Genomic DNA, 19,506 nt, shown 5'->3' with positions numbered 1-19,506 from the left:
CGTTCAGCTTGCGGGGCGGGGTCGGGCGATTGTCGTCAAGATCGGCGGGCGGAGAAGCTTTCGAAGCTTGCCGGCATTTCCGCCGGCATGCTTGGGCGTTTTGGATGTTTGCTGCGTCGGCCTTATCGCCTCAGAGCCGCGTCCAGGTCTGCGACTTGCAGAGGATTTTCAGGACGCAGCCCTGCATCCGCAGCGAATTGCCGGAAACCTTGCCCGAGCCGCTATAGGTCTTGTCGGCGGCCGGATCGGTGATCTCGCCGGCGTAGCTGCCGCCGGTGCCGGCAAGGGTGCCGATCTTCCGGCCGCTGTATTTGCCGGTTTTCAGCGTCACGCAATAACTGCCGCCGCAGGCCGCGATCACCGCCGTTTCGCCCGAGGCGGTTTTCCAATTGCCGACGATCGGCTCTTCGGCATGCGCGGTGCCCGCGATCACGGCGATGGCGCCGGCGAGAATGAAACTGCGGATCATCTTTTCCTCCCTGATGTCCTTTTGACCGGCCGCGAAAATAACTGACGCGAACGTAAAGGTAAATACAGGTGATCGCTATCGCCGGAGTTCGGCGAAAGCAGGCGAAAAGCGAGAGGTCGAGGCTTTTAAACTGTCGTCTGCTGTTTTCATGATGAACGATCGGTTTATTTTCGAATCTGAATCTTTCGTAAAATTCGAACGAAAACCCCTAAGCTCCAAGGCATCCGATGTTTAACAAAAATCCAATTTTACCAAGTGTTTGCACTTTGTTTGTCTCAAATTAATCATGGATTTTAGGCGTTTTTTGAAGGCCGTTCGGCATAGTGAAGCCATCAAACGAGCGGGGCAAACCCGCCGAAACTGAAGGGCTGCAAGCCGCGATAGACGGCAAGGTCCGGAGGTAAAACAGGGTAAGTCATAAACAGGCTAACAGGGATAAAACCGATGGCACGCTTTGAAATGCACAATGCTGAAACGGCCACCATGGGTGGCGACAACAGCGCCGATGTCTTCTGCGAAATGGGTCTGATGTATGCGACCGGCCGCGGCTGCGCCGTCGATCTCATCGCTGCCCACAAATGGCTGAACATTGCCGCGATCAAAGGCAACGACCGCGCCGCCGAGCTTCGCGCCGACGTGGCCGCCACCATGAACAAGATGCAGCTCGTGGAAGCGTTGCGCGCTGCCCGCGAATGGATGACGGTTCACTGAAACCATCTCCTGCTGGCGGTTCGACAGAAATAACAACCTCGAAAGAGGGGCGGGCGGGGCGATTTGAAACGCCGATGCCGGGAGAAGAGACCGCGGCCGGATATCCTCCACCGGCCGCGGTTCTTCGTTAAATTATCAGCATGATGTCGTCCGAAAACCGCTCACGCTTTTCGGCATCACGCATGATCAGCCGATCGCCTTCAGCACCTGCGGCAGGGTTTCCTCGAACAGCGCCATGTCGGTCTCCGGTCCGACGCTGACGCGGATGCAGCGATTGAGCGGTGCCACACCGGGCATGCGAATGAAGACGCCATGCTCCATCAGCCGGTCGACGATCGCCCGCGCATAAGCGCCGTCGCGGCCGGCGTCGATTGCCACAAAATTCGTCGCCGAGGGCAGCGGCTCAAGGCCGTTTGCCCGGGCAATTCGGCCGATCCGCTCCCGCGCCGCATGGATCTTGCCGACCACCTCGGTGAGATAGGCCTGGTCCTTGAGGGCGGCGAGCGCGGCGGCCGTCGCCAGCCGGTTCATGCCGAAATGATTGCGGATCTTGTCGAAGGCCTGCGCCGTGCCCGGCGTCGAGATGACGTAGCCGGTGCGGGAGCCGGCAAGGCCATAGGCCTTGGAGAAGGTGCGGGTGCGCACGATGTTCGGCCGATCGATCAGCGAAGCGATCGACGGCAGCGAATTTGCCGGTCCCGTCTCGCTATAGGCCTCGTCGAGCACCATCAGCGTCGTCTCGGGCAGTGCCCGGGCGAAAGCGACGATGCTGTCGGCGTCCCACCAGCTTCCCATCGGATTGTCGGGATTGGCGAAATAGACGAGCGGCGCATTCTCGCGCCTGACGGCCTCGAGCAGTCCGTCGAGATCCTCGCGGTCGTCGACATAAGGCACGGTCACCAGTCGGCCGCCGAAGCCGGCGACATGGAAATTGAAGGTCGGATAGGCGCCAAGCGAGGTGACGACCGGCGCGCCGGCTTCGATCACCAGCCGGACGATCTGGCCGAGCAACTCGTCGATGCCGCCGCCGATGGCGATATTGGCGGAGGAGGTGCCGAGATGGGTGCCGAGCGCCTCCCTCAGCACGAAATTTTCCGGGTCATTGTATTTCCAGATATTGCCGGCTTCCTCGCTTATCGCCGCAAGCACGGAAGGGGCCGGGCCGAAACCATTCTCGTTGGCGCCGATGCGTGCCAAGACGGCACGTCCGCGTTGGCGCTCGATGGCCTCGGGGCCGACGAAGGGAACTGTGGAGGGCAGGGCGCTGATGAGCGGCGTGAAGCGCGAAAAGGCGGACATGCGAAGGCAAGTTCCCGGACATGTTGACGGTTGGCGCAACAATAGGCCGGGGTACGGCCAAGGCAAGCAAGATTATTTCGACAGCTGCCCGATGGGCGACGCTTGCGGGCGGAAGATCGGCGCTCGCCGTGCATCGATCGCTTCCATGTTGCCGACAAGGAAATCGGTGCGCACCACGCGGCGCAGGACCTCGGGATCCATCAGGTTGATGAACCGCACGCCGATGCGTTCCTTGTGACGGTAGACCTCGGCACAGCCGATCCGATAAGCGAGGCCGAGAATGTTGAGATAATAATGTTTCGGCAGACCGGCGGTGGTCGACACGATGAAGGTGGCGCCGCCTTGCGAGATATCGATGATCTCGGCGCTTCGCATCGACACGCCGGTGAGGCACGGCCGGACGGCGACGATACGGGCGGGGCGCTTGACGTGGAACTCTTCCCAGCGCAGGTCGTAAATGGCGGATTTGACCGTGGCAAGGTGTGTGGCGCGGAGCATAGTCATCTTACATTCTCCGTCAGGCAGGGCACAGTTGGGGTTCTTGCTCTGGTGCAAGCTGATCTTGCTCCGGCCAAGGTCACATGAATGTTTTGCGCATTCGTCAAAGATAAAATGACAATTTTAACGAGTTTAAATTTTGTTCCCAAGCGGGACGCCCGATGTTCACAATCGGGACGCGGGCCGGCAGTCCAACACCCGTCTCGGCCGGGATTTCTGACGGTGAGATATGCGTCGGCAACGGTCGGCGCCGCCAATGCCGGCAACACCGGATCGCCGCTCCCATCGATTTCCGGCGCAATTTCCCGAACTCTTTCAAGGGCCGGACGTTCTGTCTTGATCGATGAAGCATGGCGCGCTTCGATGACGACAGCGAGGAGTTGAAGATGACCGACGTCAGAATTCCCGGGAAATCATGGGTCGTAGTCTGCAATGGAGCCAAGGCCCTGATCATGCAGAATGCCGGCGATGCCCAACTGGTGAACCTCAAGGTGTTGGAAACCCTGACGCAGCCGAGCGAACCCGATCGCGAGATCGGCACCGACAAGCCCGGCCGCAGCCACGCCGCCGATGGGTTCAGCCGCAGCGCTGTCGAAGAGACCAGCTGGCAGGAGCAGGCCGAAGCTCAATTTCTGAGACATGTGGCGGAACGAATGGACGAGCTGACCCAGGCAAAGGATGCGCACCGCATCGTCCTCATCGCGCCGCCGAAGGCGCTCGGCACTTTGCGGCCGGCGCTCAGTGCCGAGACGCAGGCAGCGATTTCGACGGAATTGGCGAAAGACTATACCAATCTGCCGATCGACGAGATCGAGCGACATCTCGCTGCCTGATCAAAGGCATCAAGAGAGCGTGGGCTGGCTGGCCCGCGTCTCACCCTGACGATCGGAGCCCGGCAAACAGATCTTCATGATCGGCAAACAGCGCTGCCAGGCGGTCGATGACGATCCTGACCTCCGGCCGTTGCCGCTCATCGTCATGCGCGACGATCCACATCTCGTAGTTCAGATCGTCGATGACAGGCCCGGCGCGCACGAGCTTGCGGTCCTGATCGCCGATGAAACAGGGCAGTACGCCGCGGCCGGCCCCGCCACGGATCAGGTAAAAGAGCATATGCGGCGTGTTCGTCCAGCTGGTGATCCAATAATCCGGCTGTTCGAACGTCCATTTGTCCGCCGGCGTGATCGCGGTGTCGGTGCCAAGCGAAATCCAGTTGCAATTGGTCTGCGCAAAGTCGGCCGCCTGGTAAGCGGCATGGGCCACTTTGACCGAACGGCGGATCGCGACGTTGCCGCTGTCCGGCCGGCTGTGGCGAATGGCGATATGCGCCTCGCGATAGGTGAAGTCGACGCTCGCATCACAGGTCTTGTAGCACATGCGGAAACTGTCCTTCGGCGTCCAGACGCCGGCCAGATGGTCGGCGATGAAGCGCAGGGTCCAGCTGTCGGCGGCTGTCGAGACGATCGGCAGCATCAGCACCTCGCCGCGCCAGTCGGAGATCGCCTGCGCCGCATCCTGCATCCGCCGGACGCGATCGAGAAGCTCCTGACCGTCCCTGGCCAGAAGGTAACCGGTCGGGCCGCGGCTGAACAGCGACCGGCCGGTCACCCGTTCGAGCGCCAGCATGCGCCGTCCGATCGTCGGCGCGCTAAGGCCGGTGCGTGCTGCCGCGGCCGAAAGCCCGCCGCCGGTGGCGACATGGAAGAAGAGTTGCAGATCGTCCCAGCTCGCATCTTTCATGGATGAAAACCCCCTTTCCCCGGCGCCTCTACATAGCCAGCGCGTTAAGGCCTAGCTCAAGTGCTCCAGCAATAGATGGAGGATAGGCAATGCTTCTCAACTGGGTAGTTCTCTTCGAGGAAGTCGAAACCCGCAAACGCCGCATGCGCCGCGATCCCATGGCCGATCCGCTCGATGGCCCGGAATGGCGCGGACTTCTCTGGATCATCCCGATCATCGCGTATCTCTCCTCAAGAAGAGGCGAGACGAGGCCGCGCCGCGATAAGGCGCGAATTGAAGGAAGCCTCAGGTTTCGAAGCTCAGTCGCAGCACGTGGTGCAGGAATTCGGGATTGAGCAGCATGTTGAAACTGACCGTCACCAATTCGCCTTCGCGCTTGACCATGGTGGCGCCGATCTCGTCGTGGATGCCGAGGATTTCGAGAAAGAAATGGCTCGGCATCTCCAGGCCCGGGCTGACTTCGAGCATCGCGCCGGCCAGCGTGATCGTGCGGATCAGGCAGCGCACCTGCGTTCCGGTGCTGAGGTGATGGCCGACGAAGATGATGTTGCCGGGCCTGTCGAGGTTGAATTCCCTGTAAGCACGTTCCGGCTTGGGGTGTTCTGTGTCGAGGTGCATCTGAAAGGCCCTTTTAGCCTCCGCTATCATATGACAAAACTAGCACGAGATTGCTGATAGCTGCTGAAGAACATCGTTAAGATTGAAGTCTTCTCGGGAGATTGGCGGAAAATCGCATCGATTTCGGGCAGTTTTGCTCCAAATTTGTTCATTCCCGGTGCATTTCGGCCATTCTTGACATGTCGGCGGCCTTCGCGCATACAAAGTCCCGGTTCGAGGCACCGGCCGCTCGCGGATGAAAATCCATGGTGAAGTCCTCGCGATCATGGTCACGGCCCCTTGTGCATGCTGACTGACGGCAATGCGAGCTCCCATCCACAGTCGAAGAGCATGCCTTTTGCGAAGGCCCACTCCATGACGACGACCTATCCCGGCATTGACGAATTGAAGGTCCAGGCCAAACGCCTGCGCCACGCGATGAACGATCGCGGCACCGCGTTGACCCACAGTGCGGCGCTCGAAATGATCGCCCGCCAGTACGGCGCGCGCGACTGGAACACGCTGGCCGCGCTGGCGGCCAAACCCAACGCGGTGCCGAAGACGCCGCTTTTTGTCGGGGCGCACATTCGCGGCCGTTATCTCAATCAGCCGTTCACCGGCGAGGTTCTGGCGCTGTCGGCCCTGCCGGGAGGCGAACTCCACAGGATCACCATCCATTTCGACGAAGCTGTCGATGTCGTGACCTTCGAGAGCTTTTCAGCCTTTCGCCGGCGTGTGAGCGCGCAGATCGATGCCGACGGCGTCTCGCCGAGGAAAACCTCGAACGGCGTGCCGCATCTGGTGCTCGATCTCTAAATCACTTTTGATTCACTTTGAGGCCGTCTGAATCCAGATGATGTCACTCCGGATCGGACCTCGCCATATCGCACGGATTTCTCCATGACCGATCTTTCCCAGGGCAATGCTTTTCTCATCGGCTGGTTGCCGGGCGTCTTCATCAGGACGGCTGCGCCGATCGTCGCGATCACCACGCTCAACGGCCTCTTCACCGTCGTCGACGCCTATTTCCTCGGCGCCTATGTTGGCCCCGATGCGCTCTCCGCCGTCAGCCTGATTTTCCCGGGCCTGATGCTGCTGATCGCCCTGCAATCGCTCGTTGCGAACGGCATGGCGAGCATCCTCGCCCGCCGGCTCGGGGCCGGCGATCGCCAGGGCGCGGGCAGGGTATTTGCCGGCGCCCATACGCTGGCGCTGGCCGTCACCCTGGTCCTCAATATGCTCTATTGGACCTTCGGCCGTCAGATTATCGATACCGGTGCCGGCACGGCCGCCGTGGCCGATGGCGCCATGCTGTTCATGGGTGCGATGATTGCCTTTGCGCCGGTGAGCTTCTTCCTGTCGCTGCATCTCGACGGATTGCGCTGCGAAGGCAAGATCGGTTTCATGACGCTGGTGACGCTGTCGGCCTCGCTGCTCAACATCCTCGCCAACTGGCTGTTCATGGCCGTGATGCATTGGGGCGTGCTCGGTTCGGCCGCCGGCTCGATCGCCTCGCAATTCGTCTGTCTTGCCGCCGTGCTTGCCTATCGCTGGCGCCGGCCGGCGGCACTCAGGCCCTCTCGAGGATTCACCCTTGCCGAATGGCGCGGCATCGTCGTCTTCGGCGCGCCGATGAGCCTCGGCTTCATCGGCATATCGCTGGCATCCGCCGCCATTCTCGTCAATATCTCGCTCTGGAGCGTGGCAGATTATGCCGCGACGGTCGCCGCTTACGGCATCATCACGCGGATCATGACCTTCACCTATCTGCCGCTGCTTGGCCTCAGCATCGCCCTGCAGACGATTGCCGGCAACAATCACGGCGCCGGCCTCGGGCTTCGCGTCGGCCGCAGCCTGCAGATCGCCATGCTTTCGGCGCTCGTCTATTGCAGCCTGGTGGAAATCGCGGTCGAACTTTTAGCTGGCCGCCTCGGCGCCGTCTTCGTCGCCGATCCCGCCATTGTCGCCGAGGTCAGGCGAATTCTGCCCTGGACGATCGGCGCCTATTTTCTCTTCGGGCAGATGCTGATCCTGTCGTCCTATTTCCAGTCGATCGGCGATGCACCGCGCGCGGCGATCTTCGGCCTGTCGCGGCCCTATCTGCTCACCCTGCCGCTCACCTTCCTGCTGCCCTTCGTCTTCGGCGAGCAGGGGATCTGGATGGTGCCGGTCTTTGCCGAAGCCGGCATGGTCGTTCTGGCCGTGCTGGTGCTGTCTCAAAACGCCAAACGCCGCGGCTGGCGCTACGGGCTTCTGCCTGGCTGAGGTGGCAAAGCCGCGCGAGTAAGCGCGGCTTGCCGGATATTCTATTCCCTGCCTGCGGGAGCCGCCGATGTCGCAGCTCATCCTCGTTTGGATGGAGCCAGTCAACCATCGACGGCAGCTTCGTGCCGTCAGATCATTTCGCGATCTAAAGCAGCCCTCACGCCTTCACCAGCCACTCGTGCTCGACGGCATTGTGGAATTTCCAGATCCGCTGCGGCCCGGCCATGACATTGAGGTAATAGAGATCGTAGCCATGGCAGGCCGCACACGGATGGTAGCCTTTCGGCACCAGCGTCACGTCTCCGTCCTCGATCGCCATCGCTTCGTCGAGCGAGCGGTCGTCGGTGTAGACACGCTGGAAACCGAAACCTTGCGGCGGATTGAGCCGGTGGTAATAGGTCTCTTCCAGAAAGCTTTCGTTCGGCAGGTTGTCCTGATCGTGCTTGTGCGGCGGATAGGAGGAAGTATGGCCGCCCGGCGTGATCACCTCGACGACGAGCAGCGAATGCGCCGAATTGTCGTCCTCAGGCATGATATTGTTGACGTAGCGCACATTCGTGCCCTTGCCGCGCGTCACCTGCGGATGGGTGCCGGGCGGGATTTCTTTCGCCTGGTAGGTGCCGCCGCCGGGCGCCGAGCAGACGGCGAGCTCGAGATCGGTCTCCGCCGTCACCGACCATGTCGATTCCATCGGGATGTAGAGCGCATGCGGAGCGCCGTCGAAGGGGCTCATCCGCTCGCCGAGGGTACCGAAATCCGTGGTGCCGGCGGACGCTTTCCCCTTGCCGGTCACCCAGACGAGGCAGACTTCCCGATCGCCGGTCTCTCCCGATACGGTCTCGCCCGGCTTCAAGCGATGCAGATCGAAGCCGACATAGGTCCAGCCGGCATTCTCAGGGGTGACATGCGTGACGCGGCCATGCGTGCCGGATGGTTTCACCTTGAGGTTTGGCATTGGTGTTTCTCCTCGTAACGTTAGCGGGCGCGGCCCCCTCATCCGGCTGCCGCCACCTTCTCCGAGGGGAGAAGGGATGTGCCGCGCCGGCCAGTTCCCCCTTCTCCCCAGCGGGAGAAGGTGCCCGAAGGGCGGATGAGGGGGCTTCTTGCCCCGGCGATGCTATTCAGCCTTCCCCTTGCGGGAGAGGGTTCTTCTTTTTCGTTATCCCTTGGGAAAACCTTCAGTCTCCACGCTATAACCCGCGGCCGTCATCACCCGCATCAGTTCGGCATGGCCGATCTCGGCCATCTTCTGCGGCGGCGCTTTGCGCGGATCCTGTTCGGCCTCGACGACGAACCAGCCTTCATAGCCGTGGTCGGCGAACCGCTGGACGATGGCGCCGAAATCGAGCGAACCGTCGCCCGGCACGGTGAAGGCGCCCAGCGCCACCGCATCGAGGAAAGACTGCCGGCTGCGGTCGAGACCATCGACCACAGCTTTGCGGATGTCCTTGACGTGAACATGATTGATGCGGGCATGGTGGTGGTCGATGGCGCGCAGCACGTCGCCGCCGGCAAAAGCCAGATGCCCGGCATCGAGCAGCAGCGGAATGCCTGCGCCCGAATTGCGCATGAAGGCATCGAGCTCCGGCTCGGTTTCGACGACGGCCGCCATGTGGTGGTGGTAGGAAAGCGGCATGCCCTGCTCGGCGCACCATTCGCCGAACTCGGTGACGCGGCGCGCATAGGCTTTCATCTCGTCATCGGCGAGGCGCGGCTTGGTCGCGAGCGGCTTGGAGCGGTCGCCCTGGATGGAGCGGCCGACTTCGCCATAGACGATGCAGGGCGCATTGACCGCCTTGAACAGTTCGATCATCGGAGCGATGCGGTCCTTGTTGGCCGCAAGCTCCTCATTGACCAGCGTGCCGGAGAACCAGCCGCCGCACAGCGTCACGTCGGCGGCGCGCAGGATGGGCAGCATTTCTTCCGGGTTGCTGGGGAAACGGCGCCCTTGCTCCATGCCGGTAAAGCCGGCGCTGCGCGACTGCCGCAGGCATTCCTCCAGGGACACATCGTCGCTGAGTTCGGGAAGGTCGTCGTTCCACCAGGCGATGGGCGACATGCCGAGTTTGGCCTTCATCAACATTCTCCTTAAATATAACGCGGAGGAGCGGTTCCGCTCCTCCCAAAAATGACAGCACTGATTTAGCCGATGCGCTGGGCGGCGCGTGCTTCGATGTAACCCTTGCGCGCTTTGTTGACCTCTTCGCGTGGACTGACCTCGGGTACCGCGACATCCCACCAGTGGCCGCCGGCCTCCGTGGTGATCAAGGGATCGGTGTCGATGACGAAGACCGAGGTTCGGTCGTTCTTTTTCGAGCTGGCGATCGCCTGCTCCAGCTCCGCGATCGAGCCGACCTTGACGGCGATGGCCCCCATGCTTTCGGCATGCGCGCGGAAATCGATCTCCGGCATCACCTCGTGGTAGGAGTCCTTGAGCAGATTGTTGAAGTTCGCGCCGCCGGTTCCCATCTGCAGCCGGTTGATGCAGCCATAGCCGCGATTGTCGAGCACGACAATGTTGAGCTTGAGGCCGAGCATCACCGAGGTGGCGATCTCGGAATTCATCATCATGTAGGAGCCGTCGCCGACCATGACGACGACATCCCGTTCGGGACGCGCCATCTTGGCGCCGAGGCCGCCGGCGATCTCGTAACCCATGCAGGAAAAGCCGTATTCCATGTGATAGCTGCCGGGCGCCGTCGCCGGCCAGAGCTTGTGCAATTCGCCGGGCAAGCCGCCGGCGGCGCAAAGCAGCGTCGTATTGTCGCCGCCGATCGTGCGCACCACTGCACCGATCACCTGCGCATCGGAGGGCAGGGCGGCATTGGTCGTCGCCATGGCGTTCGCCGCCGCTTCCATCCAGGCCCTTTTCTCGGCCGCGGCTTTCTCGGCCAGCGCCGCCGGCGCCTTCCAGCCGGAAAGGCCCGTCGAAAGCGCCTTCAGCCCTTCGCGGGCATCGGCCACAACAGGATGGCTGTCGTGCTTCACCGCGTCATAGGCGGCGATATTGAGCCCGATCATCTTGAGGCTGTCGTTCTTGAACAGCGCCCAGGAGCCGGTGGTGAAATCCTGGCAGCGTGTGCCGACGGCGATGACGAGGTCCGTCTCTTCGGCGATCGCATTCGCTGCCGATGTGCCGGTGACGCCGACCGAGCCGAGCGCCAGCGGCAGGGTTTCGTCGATTGACGACTTGCCGGCCTGGGTGACGACGACGGGAATGGCGTGGGCCTCGGCGAAGGCGGCCAGCTCCTTCGTCGCCTGCGAATAAAGCACGCCGCCGCCGGCAACGATCACCGGCTTCTGCGAGGCTTTGATCAGCGCGATGGCATTGGCGAGCTCATCCGCATCCGGCTGCGGCCGGCGGGTCGTCCAGACCTTTTCCTCAAACAGGCTCTCCGGATAATCGAAGGCTTCGGCCTGAACATCCTGGCAGAGCGACAAAGTCACCGGGCCGCAATCCAGGGGATCGGTCAGGACCTGCATGGCGCGCTTCAGCGCCGAAATGATCTGCTCCGGCCGGGTGATGCGGTCGAAATAGCGCGAAACCGGGCGGAAGGCGTCATTGGCGGACACCGTGCCGTCGCCGAAATCCTCGATCTGCTGCAGCACCGGATCCGGCGCGCGATTGGCGAAGACGTCGCCCGGCAGGAAAAGAACGGGAATGCGGTTGACATGTGCGACACCGGCCGCCGTCACCATGTTCAGCGCGCCGGGGCCGATCGAGGTCGTGCAGGCCATGAAGCGCGTACGGAAATTCGCCTTGGCATAGGCGATCGCGGCATGCGCCATGCCCTGTTCGTTGTGGCCGCGGTAGGTCGTCAATTCCCCGCGCACCTGATAAAGCGCCTCGCCTATGCCGGCGACGTTGCCGTGACCGAAGATCGCCCAGACGCCGCCGAAGATCGGCACCTTTTTGCCGTCGACAACCGTCATCTGCTTTTTGAGGAAATGCGCGACGGCCTGCGCCATCGTCAACCGAATCGTCTTGCCCATCGGGGTCTCCCGGAGTTTTAACTCTTTATCTTTTCCCTCCCCAACCCCTCGCCACAAGGGGAGGGCTAACCTGTTCGGCTCTCTGCGTTCCCGCCGCAACGTTTCATCCGGAGGATGCTCGATGATGGCGTGAGGCGGTGCCTCAAGTTAAGTCCCTCCCCTTGTGGGGAGGGGTTGGGGAGGAGCTTAATTCTATCGTTACTGAAGCCCGCGCGTCTTCAGCCACGCCTCTGTCAGTTGCCGGAAGCGGCCGGCCATGTCGGCGATCGCCTCCTCGTCGTTCATTCCACCCGAAAGCCAGGCGCGCGCCGCATCGGCAAAGATCGTCCGGCCGACGGCGAAGCCCTTCACCGAAGGGGCTGCCAGCGTCGCCTCGAAGCAGGAGATCAGTTCCTCGGCGGGCGCCTCGAGGCCGAGGAGCACGATACCGCGGCACCATGGATCATTTTTGGCAATCACCGCGTCGATCTTCTTCCAGGCTTCGCTGGATGCCTGCGGCTCCAGCTTCCACCAGTCCGGCTTGATGCCGAGCGCATAAAGTTCTTCCAGCGCGGTCGCGATCGTATCGTGGGTAAGCGGTCCGTTCTTGCCGGCGATGATCTCGACCAGCAGCTCGCGGCCGACCTTGCGTGCGGCTTCGAACAGCGTGCGCAGCTTCTCCTGCTGCTCGCTCTTCAATTCGGCCGGGTCGTCGGGATGATAGAAGCACAGGCATTTGATGCAATGGCCGAGGGGCCATTCGACAAGCTGCGAGCCGATATCCTGGCTGAATTCGAAGCGCAGCGGCTTCGAGCCCGGCAGCTCCACCGGGCGGCCGATCCAGGAGAAATTCTTCGTCGCCGCATCGAAAAAGGCGTCGCGGCCGAAGCGTTCGTCGATCAGCATGCCGTAGCCGTCACGGCCGTTCGAAACGCGCGCCGCCGCTTCGACCGCCAGCCGCTTGAAGGCGACGATCTTCTCGTGGCCGACGCCGACTTCATCGGCGACGCTGACAAGTTGCGAGCGGTGATCGATCGCCAGCGCCATCAGCAGCGGGATGTCGCCGCGCCGGGTGGATGCCCAATGAATATGGTTGATCGCTTCGTCCTTGCGCAGCGCCCGATGTTTGCTGCCGGTCTTCAGGAAGAAGTCGAGTTCCGCCCAGGTCGGATATTCCGGCGAGCAGAGCAGCCGGGAGACGGCGAAAGCCCCGCAGGCATTGGCCCAGGTGGCGCAGGTCTTAAGCGGCTCGTCGCGCAGGAAGCCACGCAGGAAGCCGGACATGAAGGCATCACCGGCGCCGAGCACGTTGAACACCTCGATCGGGAAACCCTGGCCGACGATGCCGGCTTCGAGGTCGTCGGCGATCGGTCCGTCATAGACGATGCAGCCCATGGCGCCGCGCTTCAGCACGATCGTCGCCGGCGTCAGGCGGCGGATTTCCTTCAGCGCCCCAAGCACGTCGTCCGCGCCGGAAGCGATGAGGATTTCCTCCTCGGTGCCGACGATGAGATCGCAATCGGGCAGCGTCTCCTTCATCTTCGAGGAGACGCGGTCGGATTTGACGTACCGCTCGAAGCCTTCCGCATGGCCGGCAAGGCCCCAGAGGTTCGGCCGGTAGTCGATGTCGAAGATTACTTTGCGGCCGTTCTCCTTGGCGATGCGGATCGCCTTGCGCTGCGCGGCCTCGGTGTTGGGCCGCGAGAAATGTGTGCCGGAAACGAGAACGGCGCGTGACGACTTGATGAAATTTTCATCGATATCGCCTTCCTCGAGCGCCATGTCGGCGCAGTCGGAACGATAGAAGATCATCGGCGAGACGCCCTCGGCCTCGACCGCAAGCAGCACGAGCGCCGTCAGCCGCTCCTTGTCGGTGACGATGCCGTCCGTTGCCACACCTTCGCGCGCCGCCTGCTCGCGGATGAACCGTCCCATCTGCTCGTCGCCGACGCGGGTGATGAGGCCGGATTTAAGGCCGAGCCGCGCCGTGCCGATGGCGATATTGGACGGGCAGCCGCCGACCGATTTGGCAAAGGAGGCGATATCCTCCAGCCGCGAACCGATCTGCTGACCATAAAGATCGACCGAGGAGCGGCCGATGGTGATTACATCAAGCGCCGGCTCCGGCTGTGAACCCGGATTCGATTGTACCATGATGTCCTCCCGCTAGATTTTGCGCGGCTTCCAGTGCCTGCGAATTTCAATAATGAAACATCGGTTCCGATATTTTGTCAATTCGGAATGTTTATTCCATTTTCGCTTTTCCAGCTTTTGCATGCTGGCGTTTGCGCCGCCGCTCGGCGATGGCCACCGGCAGCGCCATGGTGAGCGCCATCGAGGCCGACAGCGAGCGGAAGCCGGCGAAATCGGCCTCCGCCACCTCGAACCAATGCGTGGCGCAGGCGGCAAGCGGCGAGAAGGCCGAATCGGTGATCGCGATGATGGGGACACCGCGGTCGGCAAGCTCCTGGCTCTGGCTGAGGCTGTCGGCCGCATAAGGCGAAAAGCTCGCGGCGATCGCCGCATCCTTCGGCGTTGCGAATTGCACCATCTCGGGATCGACGCCGTTCGGGGAGGCGACGATCTGGTGGCGGATGTTGAGCTTGGAAAAAGCGTAGGTCATATGCGCCGTCAGCGGATAGGAACGCCGTTTGGCGATCAGATAGATCGTTTCGGCGGCGGCCAGAATATCCACCGCTTTCGTGAATGTATCGCTCTGCACCGTCGCCGCCAGCCGGTTGACCGACTGGCTTGCCGCGGCAATGAAGCCGGAGAGCAGGTTGGCGTCCTCGTCGTCGCCGCTCGCCTGCTCCAGGGTGACGAGCCGTTCTTCATAGCTCAGTGTCCGGTCGCGCAGCCTTTCGCGAAAGATGCTCTGCAGATCGGAAAAGCCTTCGTAACCCAGATGGTGCGCCAGGCGCACCAGCGTCGAGGGCTGGACGTCGGAGGCAGCGGCGATGCTTGCCGTCGTGCCGAAGGCGATTTCGTCGGGATTGCCGAGCGCGAAGGCGGCGACCTGCGCCAGCCGCTTCGGCATGCTCGCCTTGCGCTCGATGATGGTGCTGCGCAGGCTTTCGAAATCGCGCGGCACACGTGCGTGCCTCTGGGGGTCATTATCCATGCTTGCGGCCCACGGGATGAAACAAATATTCCATATTGTTGAGCATAAACGATTTCAATCGACACGCCTAATTGTTTTTAATCACCTGTAATTCAAGGCTTTTAAACAGTTTTGGTCGGGAAGGACGAGGAAATGCCGGTGAACGGTCTCTTGTCAAAATGATCCAAATATTCCAAAAATCCGCGCGCAGTCCTGGAGGAGACGGAAATGAAGCCACTTGGCATCGGTTTGATCGGCACGGGTTATATGGGCAAGTGCCATGCGCTGGCATGGAATGCGGTGAAGACCGTGTTCGGCGATGTCGAGCGTCCGCGACTCGTGCATCTGGCTGAAGCCAATGCCGGGCTTGCTGAGGCGCGCGCCTCCGAATTCGGCTTCGAGAAGGCAACCGCCGACTGGCGGGCGCTGATCGCCGACCCGGAGGTCGACGTCGTTTCCGTCACCACGCCCAATCAGTTCCACGCCGAGATGGCGATTGCAGCCCTCGAAGCCGGCAAGCATGTCTGGTGCGAGAAGCCGATGGCGCCGGCCTATGCCGATGCCGAGCGCATGCTGGAAACGGCGGAACGATCGGGCAAGGTGGCCGCCCTCGGCTATAATTACATCCAGAATCCCGTCATACGGCATATCAAGACGCTTGTCGGTGAGGGCGCCATCGGCACGGTCAACCATATCCGCGTCGAAATGGACGAGGATTTCATGGCCGATCCCGACGTCTTCTTCTATTGGAAGAGCGAGCTTGCCGCCGGCTACGGCGCGCTCGACGATTTCGCCGTGCATCCGCTGTCGTTGCTCTGGTATCTTTTCGGCCACGTCGAGGCCGTCATTACAGATATGGTGAAGCCCTATGCCGACCGTCCGCTCAGCGCGGGTGGCCGCCGCGCGGTCGAAAATCACGACGCTGCCAATGTGCTGATGCGGCTTGGCGGCGGCATCTCCGCCGTGTTGATGGCGAATCGCGCCGCCTGGGGTCGCAAGGGCCGCATCGCCCTGCAGATTTACGGCTCGAAAGGCTCGATCGTCTACGATCAGGAGCGGATGAACGAATTCGAGCTCTATCAGGCCGAGGGGCGAGGCTCCGAACAGGGTTTTCGGAAGATACTGGCGGCACCTGTGCATCGGCCGTATGATCGGTTCATTCCGGCGCCCGGCCACGGCCTCGGCTTCAATGATCTCAAGATCATCGAATGCCGCGAGTTGATCCGGGCAATATCGGGTGAACCGTCGTCGATCGTGACATTTAAAGACGGTCTCAGGATAGAGAAGTCGGTGCATGCCATGGCACAGTCATTCCACGAGCGTCGCTGGATCGAAATCGGCTGAAGGTAAGAAGCCGCTTTCCGTTGACGGCGCTCCGGGCAGGGGATAGGCCTTGACGTGGTTGTCGGGCGCAGTTTCGGGAGTGAAATCGTGACGGATAGATTGGTGATCATCGGCGCGGGGCAGGCCGGTTTCGCATTGGCGGCCAAGCTGCGAGCATTGAAGGATACGCGCCCGATCACCCTTATCGGCGCCGAGGATGTGGCGCCCTATCAGCGCCCGCCGCTTTCGAAGAAATATCTGCTCGGCGAAATGAGCTTCGACCGCCTGCTGTTTCGCGACCAGCACTGGTATGGCGACAATGACGTCGACCTTCGCCTTTCCACTTGGGCCGAGGAGATCAAGCCGGACAGCAAGCAGGTTCTGCTGCAGGACGGCTCCGTTCTCGACTACGGCACGCTGGCGCTGGCCACCGGCTCGACGCCGCGCCGGCTGCCGGCCGCAATCGGCGGCGATCTCGAAGGCGTCTATGTCGCCCGCGATAAGCGCGACGCCGATCTGCTCGCCGACGAGATGCGGCCAGGCCGTCGCGTCCTTATCATCGGCGGCGGTTATATCGGCCTGGAGGCGGCGGCCGTTGCCCGCCATCTTGGCCTTGAGGTCACCGTCATCGAGATGGCCGACCGCATCCTGCAGCGCGTTGCGGCGAAGGAGACGGCAGACATCATGCGCGCGATCCATGAAGGCCACGATGTGGTGATCCGCGAGAAAACCGGGCTCAAGCACCTGATCGGCAAGGACGGCCGCGTCGCTGGTGCGGCGCTTTCCGACGGATCGACTATCGACGTCGATTTTGTCGTCGTCGGCATCGGTGTCGTGCCGAACGATCAGCTTGCCAAGGAGGCCGGCCTCGAAGTCGCCAATGGCATCGTCGTCGACGAATTCGCTCGCACTTCCGATTCGGTGATTTTCGCGGCCGGCGATTGCGCGGCCCTTCCCTGGCAGGGCGGTCGCATCCGGCTCGAATCGGTGCAGAATGCCGTCGACCAGGCCGAAGCGGCGGCAGCCGTCATCGCCGGCGGCAACGCGCCTTATGATCCCAAGCCCTGGTTCTGGTCCGACCAGTACGACGTCAAGCTACAGATCGCCGGCTTCAATCTCGGTTATGACGATACGCTGCTCCGTCCCGGCGCCCGCGAAGGCGCCCATTCGGTCTGGTACTTCAGGGAAGGCCGGCTGATCGCCGTCGACGCGATCAACGACGCCAAAGCCTATGTGACCGGCAAGAAACTGCTGGAATCCGGAATTAACCCCGACCGATCGATTCTCGCTGACCCCGCCGCCGATCTCAAGAGCCTGCTCCGCTGAGCCGGAGGCGATACCGCAAGGAAAGAACCCTTTGCCTGACAGCGGGCGCGGCCCTCTGCTGAAAGGGCGTGATTGCAATGGTTGGTTCACCTTTGGTCGCGTGTCATTTTGCGATCCTAGGGCCTGCGAATCGGAACCGTTTCGCGCTCGCTCTCCCCGAGCGGCTGGTGGTAGAGCGCGGTCTCGTATTGAAGAGACGCGCGATCGAATTATGCGGATCACGGGCAGGCAGCAATGCCCCCGTTGCCCAACCCGATCGAAATGCCGGCCGCTGCATTTCTTCTGATGAAAACTCAAAAAACCCTTGCATTCACAGACCGGTCACCATAGTTAGGCCGCACCGGAGAGGTGGCCGAGTGGTCGAAGGCGCTCCCCTGCTAAGGGAGTATACGTCAAAAGCGTATCGTGGGTTCGAATCCCATCTTCTCCGCCATTTCGATTTCCTCAGCGCATGTCGTGTCTCTTACCCTCCGGCGGGGAATCATGGTCGCTTAGTCGGCTATGCCTCGCAGTCGCGCGGTGGAGAAATCTCCTCCCTTCGAAGAGAGAGAATCGCCGGCGGGAATCACGTTCCGCGTTCCGGTCCTCGGCGACCGGCGAAAGTGGATCGGTGAACGGCCGGTTACGCTTCCGAGGATCCGGATGTCTCCGGCAACAATCGGATTTTGTCAGAAAAGCGTCGTGAATGTGTCGAAAGACGCATGTCTAGCACGTTGTCGATGTCGCCTAAGTTGCCGCAAAACCAGGCTTTTCTTAACAAACTATAAAGGAAATCGGGGCCGGTTGCCCGACTTGTGTCCTTTCGGCAACAGAATGCGGGTAAGGCTCCTTCAAACCCCTTGTTGGAGCAAGTTGGTGATTGCGTGACGGCCGCCGTCTTGTATTTTCACCCTCGGAAGCAAGGGCGACGGATCGTCCACTTCTTGAAACACGGGGATGGGGCAGGGAACGCTGCTCAGCGAAAGATCCCAAACCCGATCGAAACTTTGAATTGGAGGTCATTTATGAACATCAAGAGCCTTCTTCTCGGCTCCGCTGCTGCTCTGGCAGTAGTTTCCGGTGCTCAGGCTGCTGACGCTATCGTTGCTGCCGAGCCGGAACCGGTTGAATACGTTCGCGTCTGCGACGCTTACGGCACCGGCTATTTCTACATCCCGGGCACCGAAACCTGCCTCAAGATCAACGGCTACATCCGTTTCCAGGTTGATGTTGGCGATCAGCCGCTCAACGGTTCGCTCAGCAACGACTCCGATTGGGATGCTCGTACGCGTGGCCAGGTTCAGTTCACCGCCAAGAGCGACACCGAATATGGTCCGCTGACCGGCGTCATCGTCATGCAGTTCAATGCTGACAACGCTTCGAATCAGAGCGCCAAGCTCGACTCCGCTTACCTCGACATCGCCGGCTTCCGCGCTGGTCTGTTCTACAGCTGGTGGGACGACGGCCTCTCGGGCGAAACCGACGACATCGGCTCGCCGGTCACGCTGCATAACTCCATCCGTTATCAGTACGAAACCGACGCCTTCTACGCTGGCATCAGCGTCGACGAACTCGAAGACGGCTTCTACAAGACGGACGAAGACCCGAACAACGTCGGCGTTGCCGTCGGTCTCGGTGGCAAGGCTGGTGCGTTCAGCTACCAGATCACTGCCGGCTATGACGTCGACAACGAAGAAGGCGCTGTCCGTGCAATGGGTACGGTTGACATCGGTCCTGGTACGCTCGGCCTCGCTGCCGTATATGCTACCGGCCCGAGCTCCTACTACACCAAGGCTGAGTGGGCGATCGCTGCCGAATACGCTATCAAGGCAACCGACAAGCTCAAGATCACTCCTGGCGTCCAGTACTACAGCAACTACTACGTTGCCGGCGACGACTTCAGCGATGACGACGCTTGGAAGGTTGGTCTGACGGTTGATTACCAGATCGTCGACAACTTCTACGCCAAGGCTTCGGTTCAGTACCTCGATCCGGAAAACGACGACGACTCGACGGCTGGCTACTTCCGCCTGCAGCGCTCGTTCTAATCTGATCTGACCTCGGTCAATCAGGAAAGCCCGGCTCTCGAGCCGGGCTTTTTTGTATCTGCACGAATGGCATGGAGGCGGTTGCGCATCGGCCATGGAAATCGGAGCCGGTTACGGAAAGCCCACCGGCTTGCAAGGCTATGGCGCCTTTGCCTGTCTCAAAAGACGCGCGGCTGCAG

At 61.5% G+C, this 19,506-nt stretch carries 18 protein-coding genes and 1 tRNA gene; 9 read left to right on the top strand and 10 right to left on the bottom strand.

Annotated elements, in window-relative coordinates; translation table 11 throughout:
- Positions 1–130: 130 nt before the first annotated feature.
- Complete coding sequence (locus tag MHI61_RS16600) at positions 131–469, bottom strand: DUF2147 domain-containing protein (protein WP_239792753.1); 339 nt, start codon at positions 467–469, stop codon at positions 131–133.
- A 444-nt stretch (positions 470–913) separates the two neighbouring features.
- On the opposite strand from MHI61_RS16600, the gene MHI61_RS16595 reads away from it, so the two are divergent.
- A complete protein-coding gene (locus tag MHI61_RS16595; RefSeq protein WP_239792752.1) occupies positions 914–1,180 on the top strand; it encodes a sel1 repeat family protein in 267 nt (88 codons plus the stop codon).
- A gap of 186 nt (positions 1,181–1,366) precedes the next feature.
- On the opposite strand, the gene MHI61_RS16590 is transcribed toward MHI61_RS16595, so the two are convergent.
- The gene (locus MHI61_RS16590) at positions 1,367–2,479 is read right to left on the bottom strand and encodes a pyridoxal phosphate-dependent aminotransferase (RefSeq protein ID WP_239792751.1); all 1,113 of its coding nucleotides are present in this window, start codon (positions 2,477–2,479) and stop codon (positions 1,367–1,369) included.
- Positions 2,480–2,551: 72 nt separating this feature from the next.
- Positions 2,552–2,983 carry a pilus assembly protein PilZ gene (locus MHI61_RS16585; protein WP_097580237.1) on the bottom strand — a complete coding sequence of 144 codons (432 nt, stop codon included), beginning with the start codon at positions 2,981–2,983 and terminating at the stop codon, positions 2,552–2,554.
- A 380-nt stretch (positions 2,984–3,363) separates the two neighbouring features.
- Here MHI61_RS16585 and MHI61_RS16580 point away from each other — a divergent pair, with 380 nt between their 5' ends.
- Positions 3,364–3,810 carry a host attachment family protein gene (locus MHI61_RS16580; RefSeq protein ID WP_097606506.1) on the top strand — a complete coding sequence of 149 codons (447 nt, stop codon included), beginning with the start codon at positions 3,364–3,366 and terminating at the stop codon, positions 3,808–3,810.
- Positions 3,811–3,850: 40 nt separating this feature from the next.
- Here MHI61_RS16580 and MHI61_RS16575 read toward each other — a convergent pair whose 3' ends face one another.
- Positions 3,851–4,717 carry a LysR family transcriptional regulator gene (locus MHI61_RS16575; protein WP_239792750.1) on the bottom strand — a complete coding sequence of 289 codons (867 nt, stop codon included), beginning with the start codon at positions 4,715–4,717 and terminating at the stop codon, positions 3,851–3,853.
- A gap of 89 nt (positions 4,718–4,806) precedes the next feature.
- On the opposite strand from MHI61_RS16575, the gene MHI61_RS16570 reads away from it, so the two are divergent.
- Positions 4,807–5,052: a hypothetical protein gene (locus tag MHI61_RS16570; protein ID WP_239792749.1), complete on the top strand. Its 246-nt coding sequence runs from the start codon at positions 4,807–4,809 to the stop codon at positions 5,050–5,052.
- Here MHI61_RS16570 and MHI61_RS16565 read toward each other — a convergent pair.
- On the bottom strand, positions 5,003–5,335 hold the full coding sequence (locus MHI61_RS16565; protein ID WP_097580240.1) for a hypothetical protein: 333 nt from the start codon (positions 5,333–5,335) through the stop codon (positions 5,003–5,005). The genes MHI61_RS16570 and MHI61_RS16565 overlap by 50 nt on opposite strands.
- Positions 5,336–5,689: 354 nt before the next feature.
- On the opposite strand from MHI61_RS16565, the gene MHI61_RS16560 reads away from it, so the two are divergent.
- Together MHI61_RS16560 and MHI61_RS16555 are read left to right on the top strand one after the other, a co-directional pair.
- A complete protein-coding gene (locus MHI61_RS16560; RefSeq protein WP_239792748.1) occupies positions 5,690–6,130 on the top strand; it encodes a glyoxalase superfamily protein in 441 nt (146 codons plus the stop codon).
- A gap of 84 nt (positions 6,131–6,214) precedes the next feature.
- Positions 6,215–7,579, top strand: coding sequence for an MATE family efflux transporter (locus MHI61_RS16555; RefSeq protein WP_239792747.1), 1,365 nt, complete (start codon positions 6,215–6,217; stop codon positions 7,577–7,579).
- A gap of 157 nt (positions 7,580–7,736) precedes the next feature.
- Here MHI61_RS16555 and iolB read toward each other — a convergent pair whose 3' ends face one another.
- The 5 genes from iolB to MHI61_RS16530 form a co-directional block, all read right to left on the bottom strand.
- Positions 7,737–8,534 carry a 5-deoxy-glucuronate isomerase gene (gene iolB, locus MHI61_RS16550; protein ID WP_239792746.1) on the bottom strand — a complete coding sequence of 266 codons (798 nt, stop codon included), beginning with the start codon at positions 8,532–8,534 and terminating at the stop codon, positions 7,737–7,739.
- A gap of 204 nt (positions 8,535–8,738) precedes the next feature.
- Entirely contained in the window at positions 8,739–9,656 is a 918-nt protein-coding gene (gene iolE, locus MHI61_RS16545) for a myo-inosose-2 dehydratase (protein WP_239792745.1), read from the bottom strand.
- 65 nt (positions 9,657–9,721) lie between these two features.
- On the bottom strand, positions 9,722–11,572 hold the full coding sequence (gene iolD / locus MHI61_RS16540; RefSeq protein WP_239792744.1) for a 3D-(3,5/4)-trihydroxycyclohexane-1,2-dione acylhydrolase (decyclizing): 1,851 nt from the start codon (positions 11,570–11,572) through the stop codon (positions 9,722–9,724).
- 198 nt (positions 11,573–11,770) lie between these two features.
- Positions 11,771–13,705 carry a 5-dehydro-2-deoxygluconokinase gene (gene iolC / locus MHI61_RS16535; protein ID WP_239792743.1) on the bottom strand — a complete coding sequence of 645 codons (1,935 nt, stop codon included), beginning with the start codon at positions 13,703–13,705 and terminating at the stop codon, positions 11,771–11,773.
- 91 nt (positions 13,706–13,796) lie between these two features.
- On the bottom strand, positions 13,797–14,672 hold the full coding sequence (locus MHI61_RS16530) for a MurR/RpiR family transcriptional regulator (protein WP_097606347.1): 876 nt from the start codon (positions 14,670–14,672) through the stop codon (positions 13,797–13,799).
- A gap of 207 nt (positions 14,673–14,879) precedes the next feature.
- Here MHI61_RS16530 and MHI61_RS16525 point away from each other — a divergent pair, with 207 nt between their 5' ends.
- The 4 genes from MHI61_RS16525 (at position 14,880) to MHI61_RS16510 (ending at position 19,327) form a co-directional block, all read left to right on the top strand.
- On the top strand, positions 14,880–15,995 hold the full coding sequence (locus tag MHI61_RS16525) for a Gfo/Idh/MocA family oxidoreductase (RefSeq protein WP_239792742.1): 1,116 nt from the start codon (positions 14,880–14,882) through the stop codon (positions 15,993–15,995).
- A gap of 87 nt (positions 15,996–16,082) precedes the next feature.
- Positions 16,083–17,300 carry an FAD-dependent oxidoreductase gene (locus MHI61_RS16520; protein ID WP_239792741.1) on the top strand — a complete coding sequence of 406 codons (1,218 nt, stop codon included), beginning with the start codon at positions 16,083–16,085 and terminating at the stop codon, positions 17,298–17,300.
- Positions 17,301–17,642: 342 nt separating this feature from the next.
- Positions 17,643–17,733 (top strand) — tRNA-Ser (locus MHI61_RS16515).
- A 571-nt stretch (positions 17,734–18,304) separates the two neighbouring features.
- Positions 18,305–19,327 (top strand): porin, encoded by a 1,023-nt coding sequence (locus MHI61_RS16510; protein ID WP_239792740.1) that lies wholly within the window; start codon positions 18,305–18,307, stop codon positions 19,325–19,327.
- Positions 19,328–19,506: the final 179 nt, after the last annotated feature.

It is taken from the genome of Rhizobium sp. K102 (genome assembly GCF_022385315.1).
GTDB classification, from domain to species: Bacteria; Pseudomonadota; Alphaproteobacteria; order Rhizobiales; family Rhizobiaceae; genus Rhizobium; species Rhizobium croatiense.
The sequence above is the reverse complement of the archived record's forward strand: the minus strand, read 5'-3'. Positions and strand labels throughout refer to the sequence as shown.